General features: G+C 71.5%; 23 protein-coding genes and 1 tRNA gene. 10 read left to right on the top strand and 14 right to left on the bottom strand.

Annotation, left to right across the window (positions count from 1 at the left end):
* The first annotated feature begins 112 nt into the window (after positions 1-112).
* Positions 113-703 (top strand): flavin reductase family protein, encoded by a 591-nt coding sequence (locus tag OG736_RS20465; protein ID WP_327183740.1) that lies wholly within the window; start codon positions 113-115, stop codon positions 701-703.
* Between the two features lie 50 nt (positions 704-753).
* The gene (locus OG736_RS20470) at positions 754-1,230 is read left to right on the top strand and encodes a GNAT family N-acetyltransferase (RefSeq protein ID WP_327183741.1); all 477 of its coding nucleotides are present in this window, start codon (positions 754-756) and stop codon (positions 1,228-1,230) included.
* 22 nt (positions 1,231-1,252) lie between these two features.
* Here the strand turns inward: OG736_RS20470 and arfB are convergent, their stop codons facing one another.
* A complete protein-coding gene (gene arfB / locus OG736_RS20475; RefSeq protein WP_327183742.1) occupies positions 1,253-1,690 on the bottom strand; it encodes an alternative ribosome rescue aminoacyl-tRNA hydrolase ArfB in 438 nt (145 codons plus the stop codon).
* Positions 1,691-1,889: 199 nt separating this feature from the next.
* Between arfB and OG736_RS20480 the strand changes: the two genes are divergently transcribed.
* Positions 1,890-2,465: a TerD family protein gene (locus tag OG736_RS20480; protein WP_020130301.1), complete on the top strand. Its 576-nt coding sequence runs from the start codon at positions 1,890-1,892 to the stop codon at positions 2,463-2,465.
* 63 nt (positions 2,466-2,528) lie between these two features.
* Here OG736_RS20480 and OG736_RS20485 read toward each other — a convergent pair whose 3' ends face one another.
* Together OG736_RS20485 and OG736_RS20490 are read right to left on the bottom strand one after the other, a co-directional pair.
* A complete protein-coding gene (locus OG736_RS20485; RefSeq protein ID WP_327183743.1) occupies positions 2,529-3,398 on the bottom strand; it encodes an RNA polymerase sigma-70 factor in 870 nt (289 codons plus the stop codon).
* Positions 3,395-3,973, bottom strand: coding sequence for a carboxymuconolactone decarboxylase family protein (locus OG736_RS20490; protein ID WP_327183744.1), 579 nt, complete (start codon positions 3,971-3,973; stop codon positions 3,395-3,397). Before OG736_RS20490 ends, OG736_RS20485 begins: the two co-directional genes overlap by 4 nt.
* 140 nt (positions 3,974-4,113) lie before the next feature.
* On the opposite strand from OG736_RS20490, the gene OG736_RS20495 reads away from it, so the two are divergent.
* Complete coding sequence (locus OG736_RS20495; protein WP_327183745.1) at positions 4,114-5,088, top strand: bifunctional GNAT family N-acetyltransferase/NUDIX hydrolase; 975 nt, start codon at positions 4,114-4,116, stop codon at positions 5,086-5,088.
* A gap of 4 nt (positions 5,089-5,092) precedes the next feature.
* Here OG736_RS20495 and OG736_RS20500 read toward each other — a convergent pair whose 3' ends face one another.
* Complete coding sequence (locus OG736_RS20500; RefSeq protein ID WP_327183746.1) at positions 5,093-6,520, bottom strand: M1 family metallopeptidase; 1,428 nt, start codon at positions 6,518-6,520, stop codon at positions 5,093-5,095.
* 58 nt (positions 6,521-6,578) lie between these two features.
* Here OG736_RS20500 and OG736_RS20505 point away from each other — a divergent pair, with 58 nt between their 5' ends.
* The gene (locus OG736_RS20505) at positions 6,579-7,079 is read left to right on the top strand and encodes a hypothetical protein (RefSeq protein WP_314223855.1); all 501 of its coding nucleotides are present in this window, start codon (positions 6,579-6,581) and stop codon (positions 7,077-7,079) included.
* On the opposite strand, the gene OG736_RS20510 is transcribed toward OG736_RS20505, so the two are convergent.
* Positions 7,076-7,792 carry a pentapeptide repeat-containing protein gene (locus OG736_RS20510; RefSeq protein ID WP_327183747.1) on the bottom strand — a complete coding sequence of 239 codons (717 nt, stop codon included), beginning with the start codon at positions 7,790-7,792 and terminating at the stop codon, positions 7,076-7,078. The genes OG736_RS20505 and OG736_RS20510 overlap by 4 nt on opposite strands.
* 210 nt (positions 7,793-8,002) lie before the next feature.
* On the opposite strand from OG736_RS20510, the gene OG736_RS20515 reads away from it, so the two are divergent.
* Complete coding sequence (locus OG736_RS20515; protein ID WP_327187664.1) at positions 8,003-8,974, top strand: zinc-binding dehydrogenase; 972 nt, start codon at positions 8,003-8,005, stop codon at positions 8,972-8,974.
* 60 nt (positions 8,975-9,034) lie between these two features.
* Positions 9,035-10,531, top strand: a complete 1,497-nt coding sequence (locus tag OG736_RS20520) for an MFS transporter (protein WP_327183748.1) — start codon at positions 9,035-9,037, stop codon at positions 10,529-10,531.
* A gap of 124 nt (positions 10,532-10,655) precedes the next feature.
* On the opposite strand, the gene OG736_RS20525 is transcribed toward OG736_RS20520, so the two are convergent.
* The 3 genes from OG736_RS20525 to OG736_RS20535 all read right to left on the bottom strand — a co-directional run bounded on the left by OG736_RS20525 (position 10,656) and on the right by OG736_RS20535 (position 12,903).
* Entirely contained in the window at positions 10,656-12,074 is a 1,419-nt protein-coding gene (locus tag OG736_RS20525; RefSeq protein WP_327183749.1) for an NAD(P)/FAD-dependent oxidoreductase, read from the bottom strand.
* Positions 12,075-12,083: 9 nt separating this feature from the next.
* Positions 12,084-12,710 (bottom strand): rhomboid-like protein, encoded by a 627-nt coding sequence (locus OG736_RS20530; RefSeq protein WP_327187665.1) that lies wholly within the window; start codon positions 12,708-12,710, stop codon positions 12,084-12,086.
* A gap of 119 nt (positions 12,711-12,829) precedes the next feature.
* Positions 12,830-12,903, bottom strand: a tRNA-Thr gene (locus OG736_RS20535).
* 272 nt (positions 12,904-13,175) lie between these two features.
* Between OG736_RS20535 and OG736_RS20540 the strand changes: the two genes are divergently transcribed.
* The 3 genes from OG736_RS20540 to OG736_RS20550 all read left to right on the top strand — a co-directional run bounded on the left by OG736_RS20540 (position 13,176) and on the right by OG736_RS20550 (position 15,780).
* Positions 13,176-14,264: an ABC transporter ATP-binding protein gene (locus OG736_RS20540; RefSeq protein ID WP_020130312.1), complete on the top strand. Its 1,089-nt coding sequence runs from the start codon at positions 13,176-13,178 to the stop codon at positions 14,262-14,264.
* A gap of 210 nt (positions 14,265-14,474) precedes the next feature.
* Entirely contained in the window at positions 14,475-14,945 is a 471-nt protein-coding gene (locus OG736_RS20545; protein WP_327183750.1) for a hypothetical protein, read from the top strand.
* Positions 14,946-15,048: 103 nt separating this feature from the next.
* On the top strand, positions 15,049-15,780 hold the full coding sequence (locus OG736_RS20550; RefSeq protein WP_057600837.1) for a nucleotidyltransferase family protein: 732 nt from the start codon (positions 15,049-15,051) through the stop codon (positions 15,778-15,780).
* 160 nt (positions 15,781-15,940) lie between these two features.
* Here the strand turns inward: OG736_RS20550 and OG736_RS20555 are convergent, their stop codons facing one another.
* The 6 genes from OG736_RS20555 to OG736_RS20580 all read right to left on the bottom strand — a co-directional run bounded on the left by OG736_RS20555 (position 15,941) and on the right by OG736_RS20580 (position 22,414).
* Positions 15,941-17,611 carry a DoxX family protein gene (locus OG736_RS20555; protein WP_327183751.1) on the bottom strand — a complete coding sequence of 557 codons (1,671 nt, stop codon included), beginning with the start codon at positions 17,609-17,611 and terminating at the stop codon, positions 15,941-15,943.
* Positions 17,612-17,782: 171 nt separating this feature from the next.
* Entirely contained in the window at positions 17,783-18,724 is a 942-nt protein-coding gene (gene rlmB / locus OG736_RS20560) for a 23S rRNA (guanosine(2251)-2'-O)-methyltransferase RlmB (RefSeq protein ID WP_054243878.1), read from the bottom strand.
* A gap of 102 nt (positions 18,725-18,826) precedes the next feature.
* Positions 18,827-20,227, bottom strand: coding sequence for a cysteine--tRNA ligase (gene cysS, locus OG736_RS20565; protein WP_327183752.1), 1,401 nt, complete (start codon positions 20,225-20,227; stop codon positions 18,827-18,829).
* 106 nt (positions 20,228-20,333) lie between these two features.
* Complete coding sequence (gene ispF, locus OG736_RS20570) at positions 20,334-20,831, bottom strand: 2-C-methyl-D-erythritol 2,4-cyclodiphosphate synthase (protein WP_327183753.1); 498 nt, start codon at positions 20,829-20,831, stop codon at positions 20,334-20,336.
* Entirely contained in the window at positions 20,821-21,573 is a 753-nt protein-coding gene (ispD, locus tag OG736_RS20575) for a 2-C-methyl-D-erythritol 4-phosphate cytidylyltransferase (protein WP_327183754.1), read from the bottom strand. Before ispD ends, ispF begins: the two co-directional genes overlap by 11 nt.
* Positions 21,574-21,931: 358 nt before the next feature.
* Positions 21,932-22,414 (bottom strand): CarD family transcriptional regulator, encoded by a 483-nt coding sequence (locus tag OG736_RS20580; RefSeq protein WP_003953493.1) that lies wholly within the window; start codon positions 22,412-22,414, stop codon positions 21,932-21,934.
* Between the last annotated feature and the right edge of the window lie 352 nt (positions 22,415-22,766).

Below are 22,766 nucleotides of genomic sequence, written 5' to 3' on the forward strand. Positions count from 1 at the left end.
CCCGGACGGACACCGGAATCGGGCGCCGGGGGGAGTCGGTCCACGGTCCTACGACCCTACTCGGGCGGAGGTCCGATGCGCCGCACGCCGGACGGACATTAGCGTTTCGGACATGCCCCCAGACGTACTCGAGCCGGCTGCGCTCAAGACCGTGTCCGAGACCCGCTCCAGGCATGCTGAGGGAGTGAGCAACGACGAGTTCCGCGCCGCCATGTCCCGGCTCGCCGACGGCGTGGTCCTGGTGACCGCCCGGGAGCCGTCCCTCGACCCGGACGACCCCGGGGCGCCGGACGGCGAGGACGTCGGCATGACCGCGACGGCGTTCGTGTCGGTCTCTCTGGACCCGCCGCTGGTCATGGTCAGCCTGCGCACCGGCTCCCGGATGGACGACCTGCTCGACGAGCAGCCCCTGTGGGCGGTGTCGGTGCTCTCCGAGAGCCAGCGGCACATCGCCGGCCGCTTCGCCATGAAGGGCCGCATCAGCGACCGGCTGCTCTTCGAGGACATCCCGTACACCCGTGGCGAGGTGGCCGGCGCACCCCTGGTCGGCGGTGCCCTGGCGACCCTGGAGTGCCGCACCGAGCAGCAGGTCACGGCCGGCGACCACACCCTGGTGATCGGCCGCGTGCTGACCGCGTCGGTGCCGAGCGCGGACGGCGGTCCGCTGGTGCATTTCCGGGGCCGTTACCGGCAGTTGGGGTGACACCGGAAATGGCGTGGCCGCATGACGAGCGGCCCGCCTAGGGTGCCCGCATGACGACTTCAGGGCCCCGACTCGAGATCATCACTCCCTCGAATTTCGAGGCCGCGACGGGCATTCGGGTCCGCCCCGACCAGGAGTTCGCCGTCTCTCCGGTGATGCAGTCGCTCGCGGAGGCGCATGTCCACCGCGCGGGGGTCGCCTGGCCGCGCCTGATCATGGACGGTGACAGGGCCGTCGGCTTTCTGATGGCTTTTTTCGACATCGACTGGGACGGGCGCGGCGACGGCGGCCCGATCCGCTCCGGACTGTGGCGGCTGAACATCGCCGCCGGTGAACAGGGCCGCGGTTACGGCCGGTTCGCCGTGGAGTCCGTGGCCGCGGAACTGCGCCGCCGGGGCACCGAGGAGATGTACGTGACCTGGCACGAGGGCGAGAACGGTCCCGCGGACTTCTATCTCGGGCTGGGCTTCCGGAAGAACGGCGAGACCAGCGAGGGAGAGACGGTCGGCGTCCTCGCCCTGGACTAGCCGCCCCCGGCCCCTTCCGCGGTCAGCCCCAGTCCCGTCCGTTCCGGCCCCGCTTCGTCTGCGAGCGCTGCTTCTTCTCCCGCAGCCGGCGTTCGTTGATCCCGCGCGGGATCCGGGTCGGCCGGCGCGGCTTGGGCGGCGGGGCGGTGGCCTCGGCGAGGAGGGCGGCGAGGCGTACGGCGGCGGTCTCCCGGTTGCGCCACTGGGAGCGGTGCTCGGAGGCGCGGACGGTGACGACGCCGTCGACGAGCCGACCGGCCAGCCGCTCGAGCGCCCGCGCCTTCCACACCTCGGGCAGCGCCTCGGTGCCCGCGATGTCGAAGCGGAGCTCCACCTGCGAGTCACTGGTGTTGACGTGCTGCCCGCCCGGCCCCGAAGACCGCGAGAAACGCCACATGAGCTCGGCCTCGGGAAGCGAGACGGAGCCGCGGACGACATAGGGACCAGACATGCCGACCATGTTCCCGCTCGCGCCGCCCCCACGTCACGCGAATATCCCCGGAACCCGCCGCACGGTCGTCTTGGTAAAGAAAGTAAAGAAACGCGGAGTGGCGGGGAACCTTGAGCACCCTTCGCTGCGTTCATAGGGATAGCTGTAGCTTCGTGCCCGTACGAAGCCCCGTACGAAGCCGTACGCAACGAGGGAAGGACTCCCAACCATGGCTGTAAGCCTGTCCAAGGGTGGCAACGTCTCGCTCACCAAGGAGGCTCCGGGCCTGACCGCCGTCACCGTGGGCCTCGGCTGGGACGTCCGCACCACCACCGGCACGGACTTCGACCTCGACGCCTCGGCGATCGCGGTCAACCCCCAGGGCAAGGTCTACTCCGACGGTCACTTCGTCTTCTTCAACAACAAGCAGACGCCGGACCAGACCATCGTCCACACCGGCGACAACCGCACCGGCGAGGGCGCGGGCGACGACGAGGCGATCAACGTCAACCTGGCCGGTCTCCCGGCCGACATCGACAAGATCGTCTTCCCGGTCTCGATCTACGACGCGGAGAACCGCTCGCAGAACTTCGGCCAGGTCCGCAACGCCTACATCCGCATCGTCAACCAGGCCGGCGGCGCCGAGATCGCCCGCTACGACCTCTCGGAGGACGCGGCCACCGAGACGGCCATGGTCTTCGGCGAGCTCTACCGCAACGGCGCGGAGTGGAAGTTCCGCGCGGTCGGCCAGGGCTACGCCTCGGGCCTCGTGGGCATCGCCCAGGACTTCGGCGTGAGCGTCTGACGTCCTGCGCCCACGCGCACGCCTCGGCGGAGCCCTCGGCCACCCGGCCGGGGGCTCCGCGGCCTAGCGCGCAAGTTCGGCCGGTTCGTCCAGCCGGGTCAGCTTCCGCGGGTTCCTCATCAGATAGACCCTGGTGACCAGGCCGTTCTCCACCACGACGCTCACCGCGGTCGGCTCGCCGTCGATGTCGATCCGGCCCGCGGGCGCGCCGTTGAGCCACACGGTCGTCGTCTCGCAGGCTCCCGTCACCAGCTGGTTCGCGCGCGCGAGCACCGCCGCCACCTGCGCGGCTCCACACACCGGAGCCAGCGCAGCCGCCGCGATCCCACCGCCGTCGGCGATCATCACCACGTCCGGCGCCAGGACCTCCATCAGCTCCTGCAACCGCCCGGTGCGCAGCGAGGCCAGGAACCGCTCCATCACGGCCCGCTGCTCCGCCCGGCTCACCCGCATCCGCGGCCGCCGGGCGGCCACGTGCTCGCGGGCCCGCCGCGCGATCTGGCGCACCGCGGCCGCGGACTTGCCCGTCGCTCCGGCGATCTCGCCGTACGGCAGGTCGAAGACCTCACGAAGCACGAACACGGCCCGCTCCGTCGGTCCGAGCGTCTCCAGCACGGTCAGCATCGCGATCGAGACGCTCTCCGCGAGTTCGACGTCCTCGGCGACGTCGGGGCTGGTCAGCAGCGGCTCCGGCAGCCACTCGCCCACGTAGTCCTCGCGGCTGCGCGACAACGCGCGCAGCCGGTTGAGGGCCTGTCGCGTGACGATACGGACGAGGTACGCCCGCGGGTCACGCACCTGGGTGTGGTCCACCTCGGCCCACCGCAGCCAGGACTCCTGAAGCACGTCCTCGGCGTCGGCCGCCGACCCGAGCATCTCGTAGGCGACCGTGAAGAGCAGGCTGCGGTGGGCGACAAAGGGGGCCCCGGTCATGCCGTGGACGCCACCGGGGACTGCCCGGAACCCGCGGCCAGCGGAATGTCGCACGCGTCCGAGTAGCCCTGCGAGGTGATCCCCTGCGCCGCGTTGGTCCTGGCCGACAGGTTGGCGAAGCCGATGAGCACGGTGAGTTCGACCAGCGCCGCCGGGCCGAGCCGTTCGAGCAGACGCGCGGACAGCTCGTCGGTGACGGTCGGCGGCGTGTTCGTCATCGCCTCGGCGTACTCCAGCACGTCCCGCTCCAGCGGCGTGAACACGTCCGCCTCCCGCCAGCGGGGCACCTGGCTCGCCTTGCCCAGGTCCAGGTTCTTGTTCAGCGCCGCGAAGTAGTTGATGTCGAGGCACCAGCTACAGCCGACCTGCGCCGCGACGGCCATGTGCGCGAAGGTCTTGAGGCTCTCGTCGGCCGTGTTCCACTCAGCCGCCTTCGCCCCGAACTCCAGAGTGGCCATGGTGACCGCGGGGTTGTTGAAGCCCACCTCCACGGGCTCGGGCAGTGCACCGAACTGCTTGATCAGGTTTTCCCTCAACTCGGTGGGAAGCTCCGCCTTCGGCATACGGGGTGTCACGGTGTTCTCCCTGTCTCGGTGGCCGGTGCGGCCCGCTCGGCCTGCACGACGTGATCGGCATGAAGACACCGCCGGGCCCGTGGATGTGACAAGCCGGCGGGGGACCTGTCGGACCGGGTTCGCCGACTAGCGTGCTTCCCATGCTTCTCGACTCCCTCCCCCTCACCCCCGACCGCGACATCCCCGCACCGCTGCTCACCGAACTCACCGCGCTCTACGCCTCCCAGCACGCATTCCACGCACTCAGCGGGGAGTTCCCGGATCCGGACGACATCCGGCCGGAGCAGGTGGCGGCGGCGCTCGCGCGGGAGTTGGCGCACGAGGGTGTGGAGGTGCTGCTCGCCCGCAGTCAGGGGCGGCTGGTCGGGGTCGTGGTCACCCTCGACCGGCATCCCGACCCGGCCGATCCCGATCCGTGGATCGGGTTGCTGATGGTGGACGCGGCCGTGCAGGGGCAAGGCCACGGCAGGCGGATCGTCCGGCAGGTCGAGGACCGCTTCCGGGAGGCCGGCCGCGACGCCCTGCGGCTCGCCGTGCTCGACGACCATCCCACGGGGCTCGCCTTCTGGACCGCCCTCGGGTACCAGGTCGTCGGGCACCGGCCCGACCTGCAACTCGGCCGCCCGTGCGCCGTGTTGCGCAAGCCGCTGCGCAGGTCCCGCCGTGCCGCCCGGGTCGCCGTCGTCGATCCGCAGGGCGCAGTCCTCCTCTTCCGGTACGACGACGCCGACGTCGGCATGCACTGGGCGCTGCCCGGCGGCGGCCTGGAGGAGGGCGAGTCGCCACGCGAGGGGGCGCTGCGGGAACTGCGCGAGGAGACCGGGTGGGCGGACCTGGAACCGGGTCCCCTGCTGTGCACCTGGGAACACGACTTCACCCGCACGGGCATCCTCGTGAGCCAGCACGAGCACATCTACGTCTCCCCCGGCCCGCGTCGCGAACCCGGCGGACCCGACCTCGCGGCCTCCCACGCCACGGACGGCATCCTCGGCTGGCGCTGGTTCACGCGCGAGGAGCTCGCGCAGGAGGCGGAGCCGGTGTGGCCGCCCGGTCTCGCCCGGCTGCTCGACGCGTGGGAGGCGGAGAGCGGCCACCGTCGTCCGGGACCGGCGTGACGGCTCACGGGCGTGCGGGCTTGCCCTCCCCGTACAGCCAGTCCGCCCAGATCTCGTCGAAGTCCTCGTCCGGTGCCTGCTCCTCCACGAACGCCGTGAAGTCGTCGGTGTCGGCGCTGCCGTGGCGGTGGGCGGCGGCCCAGCCCTGGACGATGTCGTAGAAGGTGTCCTCGCCGACGGTCTGGCGGATGCGGTGGATCACCATCGCGCCGCGCTGGTAGACGGGGGTGTCGGAGACGTGTGCCGCGCTCGTCGGCTTCGCGGGCGGGAACGCCCACAGGTCCTCGTACTCGTCCTCGCCGTGGTCGTACAGCTCCGTGAACGTCTCCTCCGCCGTGGCGCCGCCCTCGTCCTCCGTCCACAGCCACTCGGCGTAGGTCGCCAGGCTCTCGTTGAGCCACATGTCCTGCCAGCTCTTCGGCGTGACGGAGTCGCCGAACCACTGGTGGGCGGTCTCGTGGACGAGGGTCGCGGTGTCGGGGGCGCCGGGGTAGAAGGGACGGTTCTGGGTCTCCAGGGCGTATTCGGCGTCCTCGGGGCGGTCGACGATCGCGCCGGTGGAGGAGAACGGGTAGTGGCCGAAGTTGTTCTCCGCCCATTCCATGACCTCGGGGAGCCGGGCGAGCACCTTGCGGCTCGCGGTCACCTGGGACGGGTCCACGGCGACGTACACCGGCAGCCCGCCCTCCGCCGTGGAGCGGGTGACGGTGTAGCGGCCGATCGCCAGGGTCGCCACATAGCTCGCCATCGGTTCGGCCGTGTGCCAGGCGAAGGTCGTGCGGCCGTCGGCCACCGTCCTCGCACTGCGCAACTCGCCGTTGGAGACGGCCGTCAGGCCCTTCGGGACGGTGACGGCGATGTCGTACGACGCCTTGTCGGAGGGGTGGTGGTTGCCGGGGAACCAGGCCATGGAGCCGGTCGGCTCACCGAGGGCGAGCGCTCCGTCCGCGGTGCGCAGCCAGCCCTCCTTCGAGCCGTCCGGGTCGGTGATCGTCCGCGGGCTGCCGGAGTAGCGGACCCGGACCTCGAAGGTCTCCCCGTCGGACAGGGCGCCGGGCGGCCGGACGATCAGCTCCTGGCCGTCCCGGCGGAACTCGGCCGTGTCGCCCCCGACGGTCACCTCCTCGACCTTCATGCCCGCGAGATCCAGGTCGAAGGCGGCGAGGTCCTCGGTCGCACGGGCGGTGACGACGGCGGTGCCGGTGAGCCGGTTGCCGTCGGGGGTGTAGGCGAGGGTGAGGCCGTAGTGGGAGACGTCGTAGCCGCCGTTGCCCGCCTTCGGGAAGTACGGATCACCGACACCCGGGGCACCCGAGGCGTCGCGGGCCTGGGCGCCCGAGGTGTCCGGCGCCCCCTCGTCGTCGCAGGCGGTCAGGGCGAGCACGAGCGCCGCGGCGGCCACCGCCGGAACAAGGCGTACGGATCGGGACATGTCAGTGATCCTATGGGGACGGCCGGCCCCGGCGCGGGGGCGTGACACCATCGCCTACGTGCTCGACATCGGCTACGCCCTCTCCAACCGCTTCCCGGACCCGCCGCAGAAGGACTACCGGCGCGCGGACGTCCACAGCCTCCGCCACGACCTGTTCTGCGGCGACGTGTACCTCGCCGACACCAAGGCGGACCGTGAGGTGTCCACAGCCTGGGGATGGGTGCCGGTGCTGGACTTCGCGTGGGCGCTGTGCGACATCGTGGAGCTGATCGACCAGGACCCGGCGGGCTCCCGCGCCTCCCGCCCGCAGTACGCGGAACTGGACTTCACCGAGTCCACCGACTGCATGCTGTTCGAGCGCCGCTTCGGGTGGGTGGACATCACGGCCGACTGGATGCCGACGGAGGAGCCCCCGCTCACCTTCTCCCACGCCGAACTCCGCCGCGAGGCCCGCGACTTCCTGCACGACCTCCTCGCCGATCTGACCGACCTGCACGAGGACCTGGCCGAGAACCCGGCGATCTGGACGTTGCAGGCCCGCTTCCCCCGGGTGGGCTAGCCCTCCACCCTGAGCCCCAGCTCGGCAGCCAACACGGGTGCAAGATCCAGCAGTTGGGCCGCGCTGATCACCGCGCCGGACAGACGGTCCACGCCGCCCGCGAGGCCCAGTTCCACCGCTCCGCGCAGGTCCACGTCCGCCAGGGTCGCCGCGGTGAAGTCGGCGGACTTCAGGGCGCAGTCGACGAACTCGACCCGCTCCAGGCGGGCGCCGCCGAAGTCCGGCTCCACCAGGACGCACGACTCGAAGACCACGTCCCGCAGCCGCGCCTGCCGCAGGTTCAGGTAGTCGATCTTGCCGCCGCGGATCACGACCCGTTCCAGGACGGCGCCGTGCAACTGGGTGCCGCCCAGGCGGGCGTCGAGCAGCTTCACATCGCGCAGGGTCGCCTCCGCCAGGTCGGTGCCGACGCCCCGGATGCCGGTCAGGACCGAGTCGAGGAAGCGGGTGCGGCGCAGCCGTGTCTCGTCCAGCGCGCAGCCCGTCAGGGCGCAGTCCATGAAGCGGGCGCCCCCGCCGTCCTGCCCGGCGAGGTCCAGCTCGCGGAACTCCACGCCGTCGTAGTCGCCGTCGGACTCCAGCGCCCCGCCCCCGTACGGCTCGAGCGGCGGCAGCCGCACCTCCGGACGCCGCGCGCCCTTCACCGCCGCGGCGGCCCTGCCGCCGGTGCCGCCACCGGTCCTGTCGGTTCTCCCGATCCCAGTCCTCGCCATACCCCCATGCTGCACCCGACCACTGACAATCCCCCTGACCCCTCCCTCCCTTCCCCTCCGCCTCCCTCCGCCTCCCTCCGCCTCCCCGGCAGCCGGAACGCCCTTGACCTCAAGCAAGGTTCAGGTTGAAGAGTGGGAGCGGTCGGGCAACAGCCCGTCCCCAACCCGCCGCTCCTCACCCATCTCACCCACCACCCACGGGGGATCACCATGCGCGCCATCCGCCTCCACGCCTTCGGTCCCGCCGAGAACCTCCGCCACGAGGAGGTCGCCGACCCGGTGCCCGGTCCCGGCCAGGTCCGTGTCGCCGTCGAGGCCGCGGGCGTCCACCTCCTGGACACCGCCCTTCGCGAGGGCCTCCAGGGACCCGCCCCCGCGCCGACGCCCCTCCCCACGATCCCCGGCCGGGAGATCGCCGGCGTCGTCGAGGCGGTCGGCGAGGGCACCCCCGACAGCTGGCTCGGCAGGCGCGTCGTCGCCCATCTCGGTTTCGCGCCCGGCGGGTACGCCGAACGTGCCGTCACCGACGTCGACCGCGTGCACGAGATCCCGCCGAACCTGGACCCCGCCCAGGCCGTCGCCATGATCGGCACCGGCCGTACGGCGCTGGGGATCCTCCAGTTCGCCGAGCTCGGGCCCGCGTCCGTCGCCGTGGTCACCGCTGCCGCGGGCGGCATCGGCACGCTCCTGGTGCAGTACGCCGGGAACGCGGGCGCGACCGTCGTCGGGCTGGCGGGCGGGCCGGAGAAGGTGGCCCGGGTCGCGGCGAACGGCGCCGATCTCGCCGTCGACTACACGGACACCGCCTGGCCCGCCAAGGTCCGCGCCCACCTGGGCGGCCGGACCGCCGACGTCGTCTTCGACGGGGTGGGCGGTGACGTCGCCCGTGCGGCCGTCGCCCTGCTCGGCCCCGCGGGCAGGCACCTCGTCTTCGGCTGGTCCGCCGAGGGCGTCCGCGACGGGAAGGGCTACTTCGTCGAGGGGGTCTCCCGGTCGGTCCTGGGGCCCGTGATGATCGAGAAGGCGGGCGGCCTGCGGGCCCTGGAGCTCCGCGCCCTCGCCGAGGCGGCCGCCGGCCGGCTGACCCCGGCGGTGCAGACCTTCCCGCTCGCCGAGGCCGCCGCCGCGCACCGGGCACTGGAGACCCGCGGAACGGTGGGAAAGGTCGTCCTGGTGCCATGACCCGCCATGGGCAGCCGGTCCAGGGATGCGATAAGCACTGATTCATGGTGTTCTGTCGGAATGAGTGTCACCCGGACAGGTGAATCCTCCGCCGACACCGAACCCGATCCCCGCCGCTGGTGGGGCCTGGTGATCATCGCCCTCGCCCAGCTCATGGTCGTCCTGGACGCGACGATCGTGAACATCGCGCTGCCCTCCGCACAGGAGGACCTGGGCATCTCCGACGGCGACCGCCAGTGGGTGATCACCGCCTACACCCTGGCCTTCGGCGGTCTGCTGCTGCTCGGCGGCCGCATCGCCGACCTGGTGGGCCGCAAACGCACGTTCGTCATCGGGCTCATCGGCTTCGCCGTCGCCTCCGCGCTCGGCGGGGCGGCCACCGGCTCGGGCATGCTGTTCGGCGCCCGCGCCCTCCAGGGCGCCTTCGCGGCCCTACTCGCCCCTTCCGCGCTCAGCCTCCTGACGACGACGTTCACCGACCCCAAGGAACGCGGCAAGGCCTTCGGCATCTACGGCGCCCTGGCCGGCAGCGGCGCCGCGATCGGCTTCATCGTCGGCGGGCTGCTCACCGAGTACCTCGACTGGCGCTGGTGCCTGTACGTCAACGTGCCGATCGCCGTCGTCGCCGTGCTCGGCGCCCTCGTGCTGCTCCACGACCGCCCCGGCCACGCGGACGTCCGTCTCGACGTGCCCGGCGCGGTGCTGGGCTGCGGCGGCCTGGTCGCGATCGTCTACGGCTTCAGCGAGGCCGAGCCGCGCGGCTGGACCGACCCGCTGGTGCTGGGGCTCTTCGCGGGCGGGATCGTCCTGCTCACGGTGTTCGTGTGGTGGCAGACGAAGGCGCGGGTGCCGCTGCTGCCCCTGCACATCATCAAGGAGCGCAACCGCGCGGGCTGCTTCCTGACCATGGGCCTGGCCATCATCGGGATGTTCGGCCTGTTCCTGTTCATGACCTACTACCTCCAGGTCATCCTCGGCTACTCCCCCCTGAAGACGGGCCTCGCCTTCCTCCCGCTCACCCTGGCGATCATCATCGGCTCCACCCAGATCTCCGCCCGGCTGATGAACCGGGTGCCGCCGCGCATGCTGATGGTCCCCGGCATGCTCCTCGCCTCGGGCGGCATGGTGATCCTGACCCAGATGACGGTGGACTCCTCCTACACCAGCGAGATCCTGCCCGCCCTGCTCCTGATGGGCCTCGGCATGGGCCTGACCTTCATGCCGGTCTTCTCCACGGCCACCGCCGGGGTCGCCCCGCAGGACGCCGGTGTCACGTCCGCCACCGTCAACACCTCACAGCAGGTGGGCGGCTCCATCGGCACCGCGCTGCTCAACACGATCGCCACGACCAGCAGCACCGCCTACCTCTCGGCCCATCTGACCGGCCCCGCGCGCCGGTCCCAGGTCGCCGCGGAGGCCACCGTGCACGGCTACACGGTGGCCATCTGGTGGGCCGCCGGAATCATGCTGCTGGCCGGCCTGGTGGCGGGCCTGATGGTCACCACCGGCCCCCCGAGACACGCCCCGACGGCAGCCGTACCGGAATCGGTGGGCTGACCGCCCCGCCCCCGACCCCTTACCGCTCCCGGCCCCCCGCCCCGGTCCGCACGTCAGCACGCGCACCCGCGGCCCACGCACCCGCCGCCCGGTCGCCCGTCGCGCGCCCACCCAGAACGCTGCTTCAGTGCCGCCCCGCCACCCGGTCCGCGACCCGCGCCAGCCGTGAGGACCCCGCCGCGTGGCGCTCCGTCTCCCGCCGGTCCGCCGCCCGGTAGGTCGCGTACATGCCCCGCACCCCCAGCCAGCGCAGCGGCTCCGGCTCCCACCTGCGCACCTTGTGGCCGACCCAGGGGAGGTCGGTGAGGTCGGTGCGGCCCTCCTGCCCGGAGTCGAGCCGCACCAGGTCCCGCAGGGTCCGGGCGGCCAGGTTCGCGGTGGCGACACCGGAACCGACGTATCCGCCCGCCCAGCCGAGGCCCGTGGCCCGGTCCAGCGTGACCGTCGCGCACCAGTCGCGCGGCACGCCCAGCACCCCGGACCAGGCGTGCTCGACCCGCACCCCGGCCAGCGCCGGGAAGAACCCGACCAGGATCTCGCGCAGCGCCCCGGCGGTCTCGAGCTGCGTGCGTCCGTCGTTGTCCGTGCGCGAGCCGAAGCGGTAGGGCACCCCGCGCCCGCCGAGCGCTATCCGGCCGTCCGCCGTGCGCTGGGCGTACATGTAGGCGTGCGCCATGTCGCCGAGCGCCTCCCGCCCCGACCAGCCGACCGCCGCCCACTGCTCGTCGGTGAGCGGCTCGGTGGCGATCATCGAGGAGTTCATGGGCAGCCAGGTCCGCCGCTCACCCTTCAACGCGGCCGTGAACCCCTCCGTGCAGCGCAGCACGTACGGCGCCCGCACCGTCCCGTACGGCGTCACCGCCCGGCCCGGGAGGATCTCCGTCACCGGGGTCGCCTCACGGATCTCCACCCCCAGCACCTCCACGGCTGCCGCGAGCCCCTTGACCAGCTTCACCGGGTGCACCCGCGCCCCGTGCGGGGTCCAGCTCGACCCCACGGCGCCCGCCACCCGCACCCGCTCGGCCGTCTCCCGGGCGCCGTACAGCTCGCGGTCCCGCTCCCCGTACGACAGCTCGTGCGCGTGGAAGTCCTTCAGCCGCGACAGTTGCGCGGGGGTCCGGGCCACCTCCAGCACCCCGCCCCGGTGGACACCGGCGTCGAAGCCCTCCTCCGCCACCGCCCGGACGACCTCGTCGACGGTGTCGTTCATCGCCCGCTGGAGCCGTACGGCGGCCTCGTGGCCGTGCAGCTTCGCGTACCGGTCCCGGCCCGCGATGCCGTTGTACAGCCAGCCGCCGTTGCGCCCCGAGGCGCCGTATCCGCAGAACCTCTGCTCCAGGACGGTGATCCGCAGGAAGGGCGCCGCCTTCTTCAGGTAGTACGCCGTCCACAGCCCCGTGTAGCCGCCGCCGACGATCACGACATCGGCGGAGGCGTCACCGGCGAGCGGCTCCCGCACCGCCGGAAGGCCGTCGTCCGCGTACCAGAAAGAGATGCCGCCATTGACGACGCCGTCCACGACACCGCTTGCCGAGCTGCTCATGGCCGGACGTTAACCCGGCGGCACGGGCGCTGTCTCCTTCGGATTCCGTACTCTTTCGCGCCCTCTGACCAGCGGATAACACGCCAGCCCGATGAGGACGGAGACGAAGTGGCCGAAGTCCGTGAAGGTCGGTTCGGCGGTCAGCGGGAAGCCGTAGAAGACGAGCACGGCCGCGAGATACCCGTACCGCCAGGGTGGACGGATCCGGTAGACGAGCACCGCCACCACCCCCGACAGCGCGTAACTCACCCCGACGTCCAGGGTGTTGACCGCCGACTGCGGGGCGAGCCCGTCCCTGATCGCCTTCGCCAGCGCGCCCTCGCTGATCAGCGTCGCCAGCACATGCGCGGCCGCGCACACCGCCAGCCACCGAGCGGTGCCCAGCCACCGCTCGGCCTGGGCGTGGAAGACGGAGTACAGCACCGCGTACGGCAGCCAGTACCCGCCGTCGATCCACATCGCGCTCGCCACCAGCACCCGCACCGGGTGCCGGGACAGCTCATGGATGTTGGTGGACCGCTGCCGCAGGAACTCCTGCTCGAACTCCGGCGACATGTGGTGCAGAGCCACCGTCGTGACGAACAGGACCGCCAGCCACACACAGGTGCCGGGCGCGCTGCGGACGTACGCCCACACCGCCCGCCGGACGCCGGAAAGCCCGCAGAGCCGTCTCACCCGGCCCAGTATCGGCGAATCACCGGTCGCGGGCATGCGAAAGCCCAGGTCGCACAAGAGCTGACCTGGGCTTTTCGGAGAGCCCCCTGTCGGATTCGAACCGACGACCTGCTCATTACAAGTGAGCTGCTCTGGCCAGCTGAGCTAAGGAGGCATCGCGCGCCACCGCACGCACGCGAGGGCGGGACCACTGTACACAGCCCCGCTTTCCCCGGGCCACGGACTTCCGTGGTCCGCGCGGCTCTGACCAGCGGGCGACTGCGCCGCACTCGAAAGTTTCCGCGAAGTTCACATGCCTCCGGGTACTGACAGACCGGGAAACGCCAGGTACCGTCCTGACCCAGTTCGCTCATGTGGACTACACCAACCACCTTCCTACAACGGATCGTCCGGCACGTTCCTGCCGGTAGAAGGGGGCCCTTCACCATGGCCACTGTCACGTTCGACAAGGCGACCCGGATCTACCCGGGTTCCACCAAGCCCGCCGTCGACGCTCTCGAGATCGACATCGCGGACGGCGAGTTCCTCGTCCTGGTCGGCCCGTCCGGCTGCGGCAAGTCCACCTCGCTCCGCATGCTCGCGGGGCTCGAGGACGTCAACGGCGGTGCGATCCGCATCGGCGACCGCGACGTCACGCACCTGCCGCCCAAGGACCGGGACATCGCCATGGTGTTCCAGAACTACGCCCTCTACCCGCACATGTCGGTCGCCGACAACATGGGCTTCGCGCTCAAGATCGCCGGCGTCAACAAGGCGGAGATCCGGCAGAAGGTCGAAGAGGCCGCGAAGATCCTCGACCTCACCGAGTACCTGGACCGCAAGCCGAAGGCCCTCTCGGGTGGTCAGCGCCAGCGTGTCGCGATGGGCCGCGCCATCGTGCGTGAGCCGCAGGTCTTCCTCATGGACGAGCCGCTGTCCAACCTGGACGCCAAGCTCCGCGTCTCGACGCGTACGCAGATCGCCTCGCTGCAGCGCCGCCTCGGCATCACCACCGTCTACGTCACCCACGACCAGGTCGAGGCCCTCACCATGGGCGACCGCGTGGCGGTCCTCAAGGACGGTCTGCTCCAGCAGGTCGACACCCCGCGCAACATGTACGACCGGCCCGCGAACCTCTTCGTGGCCGGCTTCATCGGCTCCCCGGCGATGAACCTCGTCGAGGTGCCGATCGCCGACGGCGGCGTGAAGTTCGGCAACTCGGTGGTCCCGGTCCAGCGCGACGCGCTCGCCGCTGCCACCGACAAGACGGTCACCGTCGGTGTCCGCCCCGAGCACTTCGACGTGGCCGGCGCGGACGCCGACACGGGCCTCGCGGTCGTCGTGAACGTGGTCGAGGAGCTCGGCTCCGACGCCTTCGTCTACGGCACCGCCAAGGTCGGCAGCGAGTCGAAGGACCTCGTGGTCCGCGTCGGCGGCCGTGACGTCCCGGAGAAGGGCAGCACGCTGCACGTCGTCCCGCGCGCGGGCGAGACCCACGTCTTCTCGACGTCGACGGGTGCGCGTCTCTCCGACTGACCCGGTTTGAACCCGGGTGATTCACCCGGGTTGACGAAAAGGGCCCCGCAGCCTGCTGCGGGGCCCTTTTCCCTGCCCGCGAAAATCCCCGGCACAGCGGACATTTCGACCGGTGTCCGTCAACCCCTTACCCAAAAGGGAGCACGGCTTCATCCCCCGTCCGGGTGACTAAATGTCGCCAAATCATTACTGCACGCTACCCTCTCACGCGTGAAGCACTCCGCGAACCACTCCACCACCCAGCGCACGCGCCGCGGCCAGGGCGGCCCAGCCCGCCGGATCGGCCGCTCGCTCGCCCTCGTCCTGCCCGTCGTCATGGTGCTCTCCGGGACCCTCGCGGTCACCCGGGTCAACTGGTCGGGGAACCCCTCGGATTCGGTGCTCACCGCCTCCGACGTCTCCGCCGCACAGCAGTCCTCGCACGAGGCCGCCAAGGCCCCGCAGGACGTGCTGCGCGACCAGTTGCTGACCGAGCTCCAGGAGAAGGATCCGGGCGTCGCCCTGACCCACCTCCAGGCCGCCGTGAACGGCAAGCCGTCGCTGGCGAAGCACTGCTCCTCCATCGCCCGCGCCCTGGGCCGGGCGGCCGTCCGCGTGTACGGCCCCTCACGCGCCCAGTCGTACGCCCGCCCGGTGTGCGACACGGCCTTCGCCTCGGGCGTCCTGGCGGCCCGGGGCTGAGCCACCGGGCCGCCGGGCCGGCCCGCAGAGCGACCGGGGCGTGCGGTTCCCTCCCGTCGGGGGAGCCGCACGCCCCGAAACAAGGGGCACGTACAGTGCGGGCATGACCGATCCGCACGCCGCGTCCCGCCCCACGCAAGCCGTCATCCTGGCCGGTGGCCAGGGGTCCCGGCTGCGTCCGTACACCGACGACCGGCCCAAGCCGATGGTCGAGATCCCCGGCACGGGGACGCCGATCATCGGCCATCAGCTCGTCTGGCTCGCCGAGGAGGGCGTCACCGACGTCGTCGTCTCCTGCGGCCACCTCGCCGAGGTCCTCCAGGACTGGCTGAAGTCGGCCGACCTGCCCGTCAAGGTCACCACCGTCGTCGAGACCGAGCCCCTGGGCCGCGGCGGCGGGCTGAAGTACGCGGCCGCCCACCTGCCCCACCCCGACCGGCCCTGGTACGCCACCAACGGCGACATCTGGACCCGCTTCTCGCTGCGCGAGATGGCCGACTTCCACACCGAGCGCGACGCCATAGCGACGCTCGCGCTGGCACGTCCGCGCATTCCGTGGGGCGCGGTGCAGACGGACGGGTTCGGCCACATCACGGACTTCATCGAGGCGCCGCCCACCACGTACGAGATCAACGCGGGCGTCTACGTCTTCTCCCCCGCGTTCGCCGGCCTGCTGCCCGAGCGCGGTGACCACGAGCGGACTACGTTCCCGCACCTCGCCCGCGAACGGCGGCTGGCCGGGTTCCCGCTCCCGCAGGGGGCGTACTGGCGGGCCATCGACACCGCGAAGGACCTCACGGAGGCGGCGAAGGAACTGGCGGCGCTGAGCCGCTGAGAGTCGCTCCGCGGGTGGAGCGGAACGGTTCGTTGTCATGTCGGCCACCGGCCCGGTGGGGGCTGGTCGCGCAGTTCCCCGCGCCCCTCAAAAGAGCACAAGGGCCAGGGTGCCGTGCGCTTGTCAGCGCACGGCACCCTGGCCCTTCTTCAGTTCCGCTCTACCCGAGCAAGCCGCCCACCAGGCCCGGCTGGCCGGAGGAGGACGAGCCGCCGTCCGAGCCGCCACCGCCGCCGCTCGTCGAACCACCCGAGGTGGCGGAGCCACCGGAGGACGGGCCGGAGCTGGTGGCGGGCGCCTGCTCCACGGGAGTGGACTGCTCCGGAGGGGCCTCGCCCGCGGTGCCCTGCGTCTGGCTGGGCGCGCCGGCGTCTCCGCTGCCCGTGGTGCCGGAGTCCTGCGCCTCGGTGGGCTCGCTGTCCGTGCCCGCCGTCGGGGCCGCCGAGGTGGCGCCCTGGGTGGGTGAGCTGGACGCGGAGGGCTGCCGGGACGCCTTGTGCGTGCCGGACTTCTCCGGCAGCGGCGAGCCGGGCAGCTCGTTGCGCGGGGGCTCGCCGGGGCCGGGGACGACCACCCGGTCGGCGTCGCGGACGGCGCCGCCGAGCAGCGAGCCGACGAGCAGGGTGAGCCCGACGGCGATCGCGGTCACCAGGGCACCACGACGCAGCACGTAACGGCGCAGCTCCCACAGGTCGGAGCGCGGACCGAGCCGGCGCCACGCACCGGCGGCGAGCCGGCCGTCCACCGAGTAGACGGGGGCGCCGGCGATGACCAGCGGCGACCAGGCGGCGAGGTAGATGATGTCGGGGGTGTCGTAGACCGGGACGGTCTTCCAGCTGACGGTGACGATGAGCGCCGCCGAGAGCCCGGCGCCGACGACCGCGGCGACCCGCTGCCAGCAGCCCAGGATCGTGAGGACGCCCACGACGACCTGGAGGAAGGCGATGACGAGGCCTGAGCCGACGGGGTGGTGCAGGGCGAACTGACGCAGCGGCTCGGCCACTTCCCACGGGTGCAGGGTGTTGAGCCACTTCACCATGGAGCCGCGCTTGCCGCCGTCGAAGTAGACGGGGTCGCACAGCTTGCCCATGCCGGCGTAGATGGAGATGAAGCCGAGGAAGACGCGCAGCGGGAGCAGGACCACGCCGAGGTTCATCCGGCGGCCCGGGTAGTAGGCGTGCCGGGCGGGGTCGTCGCTCTGCCGCCGGCTCCGCGGCGCCGGGTCCGGGTCGACGTCGGCTTCCCCGAAGTCCTCGAACTGGGCGTCGTCGTAGGCGGGTTCGTCGTAGGCGCTGCCGACGCCGCGCATGTTCGGCAGGATCCGCTGCTCGCCGCCGACCGGCGTCCGCTGGGCGCCGACGATCGGGGTCTCGAGAGTCTGCGCGGCGAGGTCGCCGTCGTACCCGCGGTCGCCCATACCGACGCGGGGGATGACCTGGGTGGCTCCGGCGTCGGCACCGGGCGGTTCGCCGTGGCCGACGCTGCCTGCCCGCACGGCCTGCAGCAGTCGGTGCGCGCCGGTGTCGTCCGGGGCGGACTTGCCGCTCCAGACGACGGCCCGCCGACGGCCGCCGGAAGCGGCGCCCGCTCTGCCGGCCGCCCCGACGGCGGCCATGCGCGCGGTGTCATCGATGGCGCTCACGTGCCGGGCGATCCGCGGGGATTGGTTACGCCGCGCCGACGCGCCCAGCTGCACGCGGAAGCTCGCGTGGCTGACGATGATCTGCGCCGGATCGCTCGGCACCTTCACCATGCTCAGCGCGGGAGCGTCGTCGAATCCCGACGAGCGGTCCCCCGTGGGTGTGCGGGGTGTTCTGGTGTCCACACTCATCTAACCGAGTGACGTGTGTTTAGGACACTGCTTTGACCCGCCGGATCTGTCCGGACTCCGTCAAGGTTGCACTACTCGCCGGGATTAACCCGTCCGAGTGAACCGCTGCCCTCTGCCGCCCTCGCGCACCACGAGGCTCCGCCGGCCCGGGCCGGCGGAGCCCGGACTGCCTCAGCCCCGGCGCCGAGCCGCCTCGTACAGCACGATCCCGGCCGCCACACCCGCGTTGAGGGATTCCGCGCCACCCGGCATCGGGATCCGCACCCGGAAGTCACAGGTCTCGCCGACCAGGCGGGAGAGGCCCTTGCCCTCGCTGCCGACGACGATGACGACCGGGCCGTCCAGGGCCTTCAGCGTGCCGACCTCGTGCTCGCCGTCGGCGGCCAGGCCGACCACCGCGATCCCGGCCTTCTTGTAGGCCTCCAGGGCGCGGGTGAGGTTGGTGGCACGGGCGACCGGGGTACGGGCGGCCGCACCGGCGGACGTCTTCCAGGCGCCGGCCGTCATACCGGCCGCGCGGCGCTCGGGGACGACGACGCCGTGACCGCCGAAGGCGGAGACGGAGCGGACGACGGCACCCAGGTTGCGCGGGTCGGTCACGCCGTCGAGGGCGACGATCAGCGGGTCCTCGCCGTGGTCGTAGGCGGTCGACGCCAGGTCCTCGGGGTGCGCGTACTCGTACGGCGGGACCTGGAGGACCAGGCCCTGGTGGTTGAGGCCGTTGGTCATGCGGTCCAGCTCGGGACGCGGGGCCTCCATGAGGTGGATGCCACCGCGCTCGGCGGCGAGCTGGAGCGCCTCGCGCACCCGCTCGTCGTTGTCGATGAACTGCTGCACGTAGAGCATCGTCGCGGGCACGCCCTCACGCAGCGCCTCGACGACGGAGTTGCGGCCGACGACCATCTCGGACGTGCCCTTGCCGCCCCGGCCGCGCTGTGCGGGCCGGCGCACGGCCTGCTTCGCCTTGGCGGTCGCGATGCGGTTCGCCTTGTGCTTCTTGCGCATCTCGGCGGGCGGGGTGGGACCCTTGCCCTCCAGGCCCCGGCGCCGCTGGCCGCCACTGCCGACCTGCGCGCCCTTCTTGCCGGACATGCGGCGGTTGTTGGCTGCCATGAGTCTCTCGTCTCCGTGAGCTTTTCGTACGTACGTCTTATGCAGTGTGCCGCCCGGAAGGCCGGGCGGCACACTCGATCAAGGACAGGCCCCGGGGCCGCCCTACCGCGGGCCGAGGCTCCAGCGCGGCCCCTGCGGGCCGTCCTCGATGGCCAGGCCGGACTGGGTGAGCTGGTCGCGAATGGCGTCCGCGGTCGCCCAGTCCTTGCGCGCGCGGGCCGACTCGCGCTGGTCGAGGACGAGTCGTACGAGGCTGTCGACCACGCCGTGCAGGTCCTCACCCCGGCTCTCCTCGCCGGCCCAGTGGGCGTCGAGCGGGTCCAGACCGAGGACACCGAGCATGGCACGGACCTCGGCGAGGCGGGCCACGGCGGCTTCCTTGTCGTCGGCCGCGAGGGCCGAGTTCCCCTGCCGGACCGTCGTGTGCACGATGGCGAGCGCCTGCGGGACCCCCAGGTCGTCGTCCATCGCCTCGGCGAAGGCGGGCGGCACCTCGGCCGCCGGCTCGACGACTCCCCCGGCCTTCTCGACCACGCGCTGCACGAAGCCCTCGATCCGCGCGAACGCCGACTCGGCCTCGCGCAGCGACTCCTCGCTGTACTCGATCATCGAGCGGTAGTGGGGCGTACCGAGGTAGTAGCGCAGCACGATCGGGCGCCACTGCTTCACCATCTCGGAGACGAGGACGCTGTTGCCCAGCGACTTCGACATCTTCTCGCCGCTCATGGTGACCCAGGCGTTGTGCACCCAGTACCGCGCGAACTCGTCGCCGTAGGCCTTGGCCTGGGCGATCTCGTTCTCGTGGTGCGGGAAGATCAGGTCGAGACCGCCGCCGTGGATGTCGAAGGCGGTGCCCAGGTACTTGTGCGCCATGGCCGAGCACTCGAGGTGCCAGCCCGGACGCCCGCGGCCCCAGGGGGTCTCCCAGCTCGGCTCCCCCGGCTTGACGGACTTCCACAGGGCGAAGTCGCGCTGGTCACGCTTGCCGGTCTCGCCGTCCGCCGAGGGCTGGAGCAGGTTGTCCAGCTCCTGGTTGGACAGCTGGAGGTACTCCGGGAACGAGCGCACGTCGAAGTAGACGTTGCCCTCGGACTCGTAGGCGTGACCGCGCTCGATCAGCCCCCGCATCATCTCGATCATCTCGGGGACGTGCCCGGTGGCGCGGGGTTCGTAGGTCGGCGGCAGGCAACCCAGCGCCTGGTAGCCGTCGTTGAACGCCCGCTCGTTCTCGTACCCGATCGACCACCAGGGGCGGCCCTGGTCGTGCGACTTGGCGATGATCTTGTCGTCGATGTCGGTGACGTTGCGGATGAACGTGACGTCGTAGCCGCGGTGGGCGAACCACCGGCGCATGATGTCGAAGTTCAGGCCCGAACGGATGTGCCCGATGTGCGGAGCCGCCTGCACGGTGGCACCACAGAGGTAGATCGAGACACAACCCGGCTGGAGCGGGGCGAAGTCACGGATCTGCCGGGCACTGGTGTCGTACAGCCGAATGGTCACCTCTCCAGGGTAGTGGGCGCGGAGCGATGCCCCGAGCCCCTTCCACCCAAGGGCCACACATTCGTGACATGCCATGGCATATGTCGGCCGGTGCCGACGGCGGGCGTCAGCCGGTACGCGCCACCAGTGCCGTCGCGATCGCCATCAGGCCCTCGTCGCGTCCCGGGAACCCGAGCCCGTCCGTCGTCGCACCCGACACCGACACCGGCGCGCCCGCCGCCTCGGAAAGGATCTTCTGCGCCTCGTCGCGCCGCTTGCCGATCTTGGGGCGGGGCCCGACGACCTGTACCGCGATGTTGCCGATGACGAAGCCGGCCGCGCGGACGATCCGGGCCGCCTCCGTGAGCAGGGTGACACCCGAGGCGCCGGACCACTCGGGGCGCCCGGTGCCGAAGTGCTGCCCCAGGTCACCGAGGCCGGCCGCGGAGAAGAGCGCGTTGCAGGCGGCGTGCGCGACGACGTCCGCGTCGGAGTGCCCGGCCAGTCCGGGGCCCTCCCCCTCCCACTTCAGGCCCGCGCACCACAGCTCGCGGCCCTCCTCGAAGGCGTGGATGTCGGTGCCGATGCCGACCTGGGGAAGCACGGGCCGCGTCTCAGAAGCCATCGTTGAGCCTCCTGCGGGCCAGGACCGCCTCCGCGAGGACCAGGTCGAGGGGCCGGGTGACCTTGAAGGCCTCCTCGTGACCGGGAACGACCACGACCGTCAGCCCCAGCTGCTCGACCATGCTCGCGTCGTCGGTGACGTTCTCCGTGACCGACTCGTGGGCGCGGATCAGGGTGGCCCGGTCGAAGCCCTGCGGGGTCTGCACGGCACGGAGGCGGGCGCGCTCGGGCGTCGCGACGACCGGCTCGGGGTCGCCGGCGGTCACGGCCGGTTCGACCTCCTTGACGGTGTCCGCGAGCGGCAGCGCCGGCACGACGGCGGGGGCGCCCTCGCGGACGGCCTCGATCACGGCGTCCACCGTGTCGACGGGGACGAGGGGCCGGGCGGCGTCGTGCACCAGGACGATGTCGTGGCCGGGCGGCAGCGCGTCCAGGCCGAGCTTCACGGATTCCTGGCGGGAGTCACCGCCGGGCACGACCAGGAAGTCGGTGCGGTCGGGCAGCGCGTGCGCGTCGAGCAGCGACTTCACCTCGGCGGTGCCGTCCGGCGGGGCCACGACGACGACCAGGGAGACGGCGCGGGAGGCGGCGAGGGCGCGCACCGCGTGGATCAGCATGGGCGTGCCGCCCAGCGTGCGGAGCGCCTTGGGGGCGCCCGGACCGAGGCGGACACCCCGCCCGGCGGCCGGAATCACCGCGGCCGTGCGGGTGGGCGCGGGCGAGGGACGCGAATCGTCAGACATCGGTTCCTGTCAGGTTTGTGTTCCGGCCTGGCGTGGGTATGGCCCTGGAAGTGCCGGGCGCGACGCCTTGACCGGACCCTTCCGTGACGTGCCGGTCGAGGCAGCAGCCCGGGCCCGGCACACCAAGTATCGAAGCATCGGTCGCATTATCGGGGGCGGTTCGGGGGCAGTACCGACCGACCACCCCTGTGGGGGTAGGGCGTACGGCGGTTGTCCTGGCGCGAACATGCCGCAGCGCCCGGCGACGGGAAATTCGTCATCGGGCACCGCGGCATTTCAGTGTTCTTCAGTGTGCGTGTTCTTCAGGGTGCCAAGGCCGGTCTCGGGCCGGCTTCAGCACTCGAAAAACGCGTCGAGCTCAGGACGCGAGCACCTCGTCGAGCAGCGCTTCGGCCTTGTCCTCGTTGGTGTTCTCCGCGAGAGCGAGCTCGCTCACCAGGATCTGGCGGGCCTTGGCGAGCATGCGCTTCTCACCGGCGGAGAGTCCGCGCTCGCGCTCACGACGCCACAGGTCACGCACGACTTCCGCGACCTTGATGACATCGCCGGAGGCGAGCTTCTCCAGATTTGCCTTGTAACGACGCGACCAGTTCGTGGGCTCCTCGGCGTACGGCGCGCGCAGCACCTCGAAGACCCGGTCCAGCCCGTCCTGACCGACCACATCACGTACGCCGACGAACTCCGCATTGTCCGCTGGCACACGTACCGTCAGGTCACCCTGGGCGACCTTCAGCACCAAGTAGGTCTTGTCCACGCCTTTGATCTGGCGAGTTTCGATGGCCTCGATCAGCGCGGCCCCGTGATGGGGATAGACCACGGTGTCGCCAACCTTGAACGTCATGTGACAGGTACCCCTTCCGTGGCTATCCAGGGTAACACGGAAACTGCGGGTTCTGAATGGCGTTTTCGCAGGTCAGGGCATATCTCGGGGCTTGACAACAGCAACAGGAACGTGCTGCGAAGGGGCGGCGGAAGCAGGTATTCGCAGGTCGGAGGTGCTCTCCGAGGGGGGAGAAACGCGCACGTTACACACATCCGGAGCCCCGCCCGAACGGCCGAACGTCCACATATGTCCGCTTCCAGGAGTGCGACTTCCGCTACTCCGTTCGGTTCACGTGGCCGGATACGAGCCGTTTCCGGAATTGATCATCGGACCCTCGACCCGGCCCGTGATCAATTCCGGGGACGACCTC

The sequence above is a fragment of the Streptomyces sp. NBC_01334 genome, assembly GCF_035983595.1.
Lineage (GTDB): Bacteria > Actinomycetota > Actinomycetes > Streptomycetales > Streptomycetaceae > Streptomyces > Streptomyces coriariae.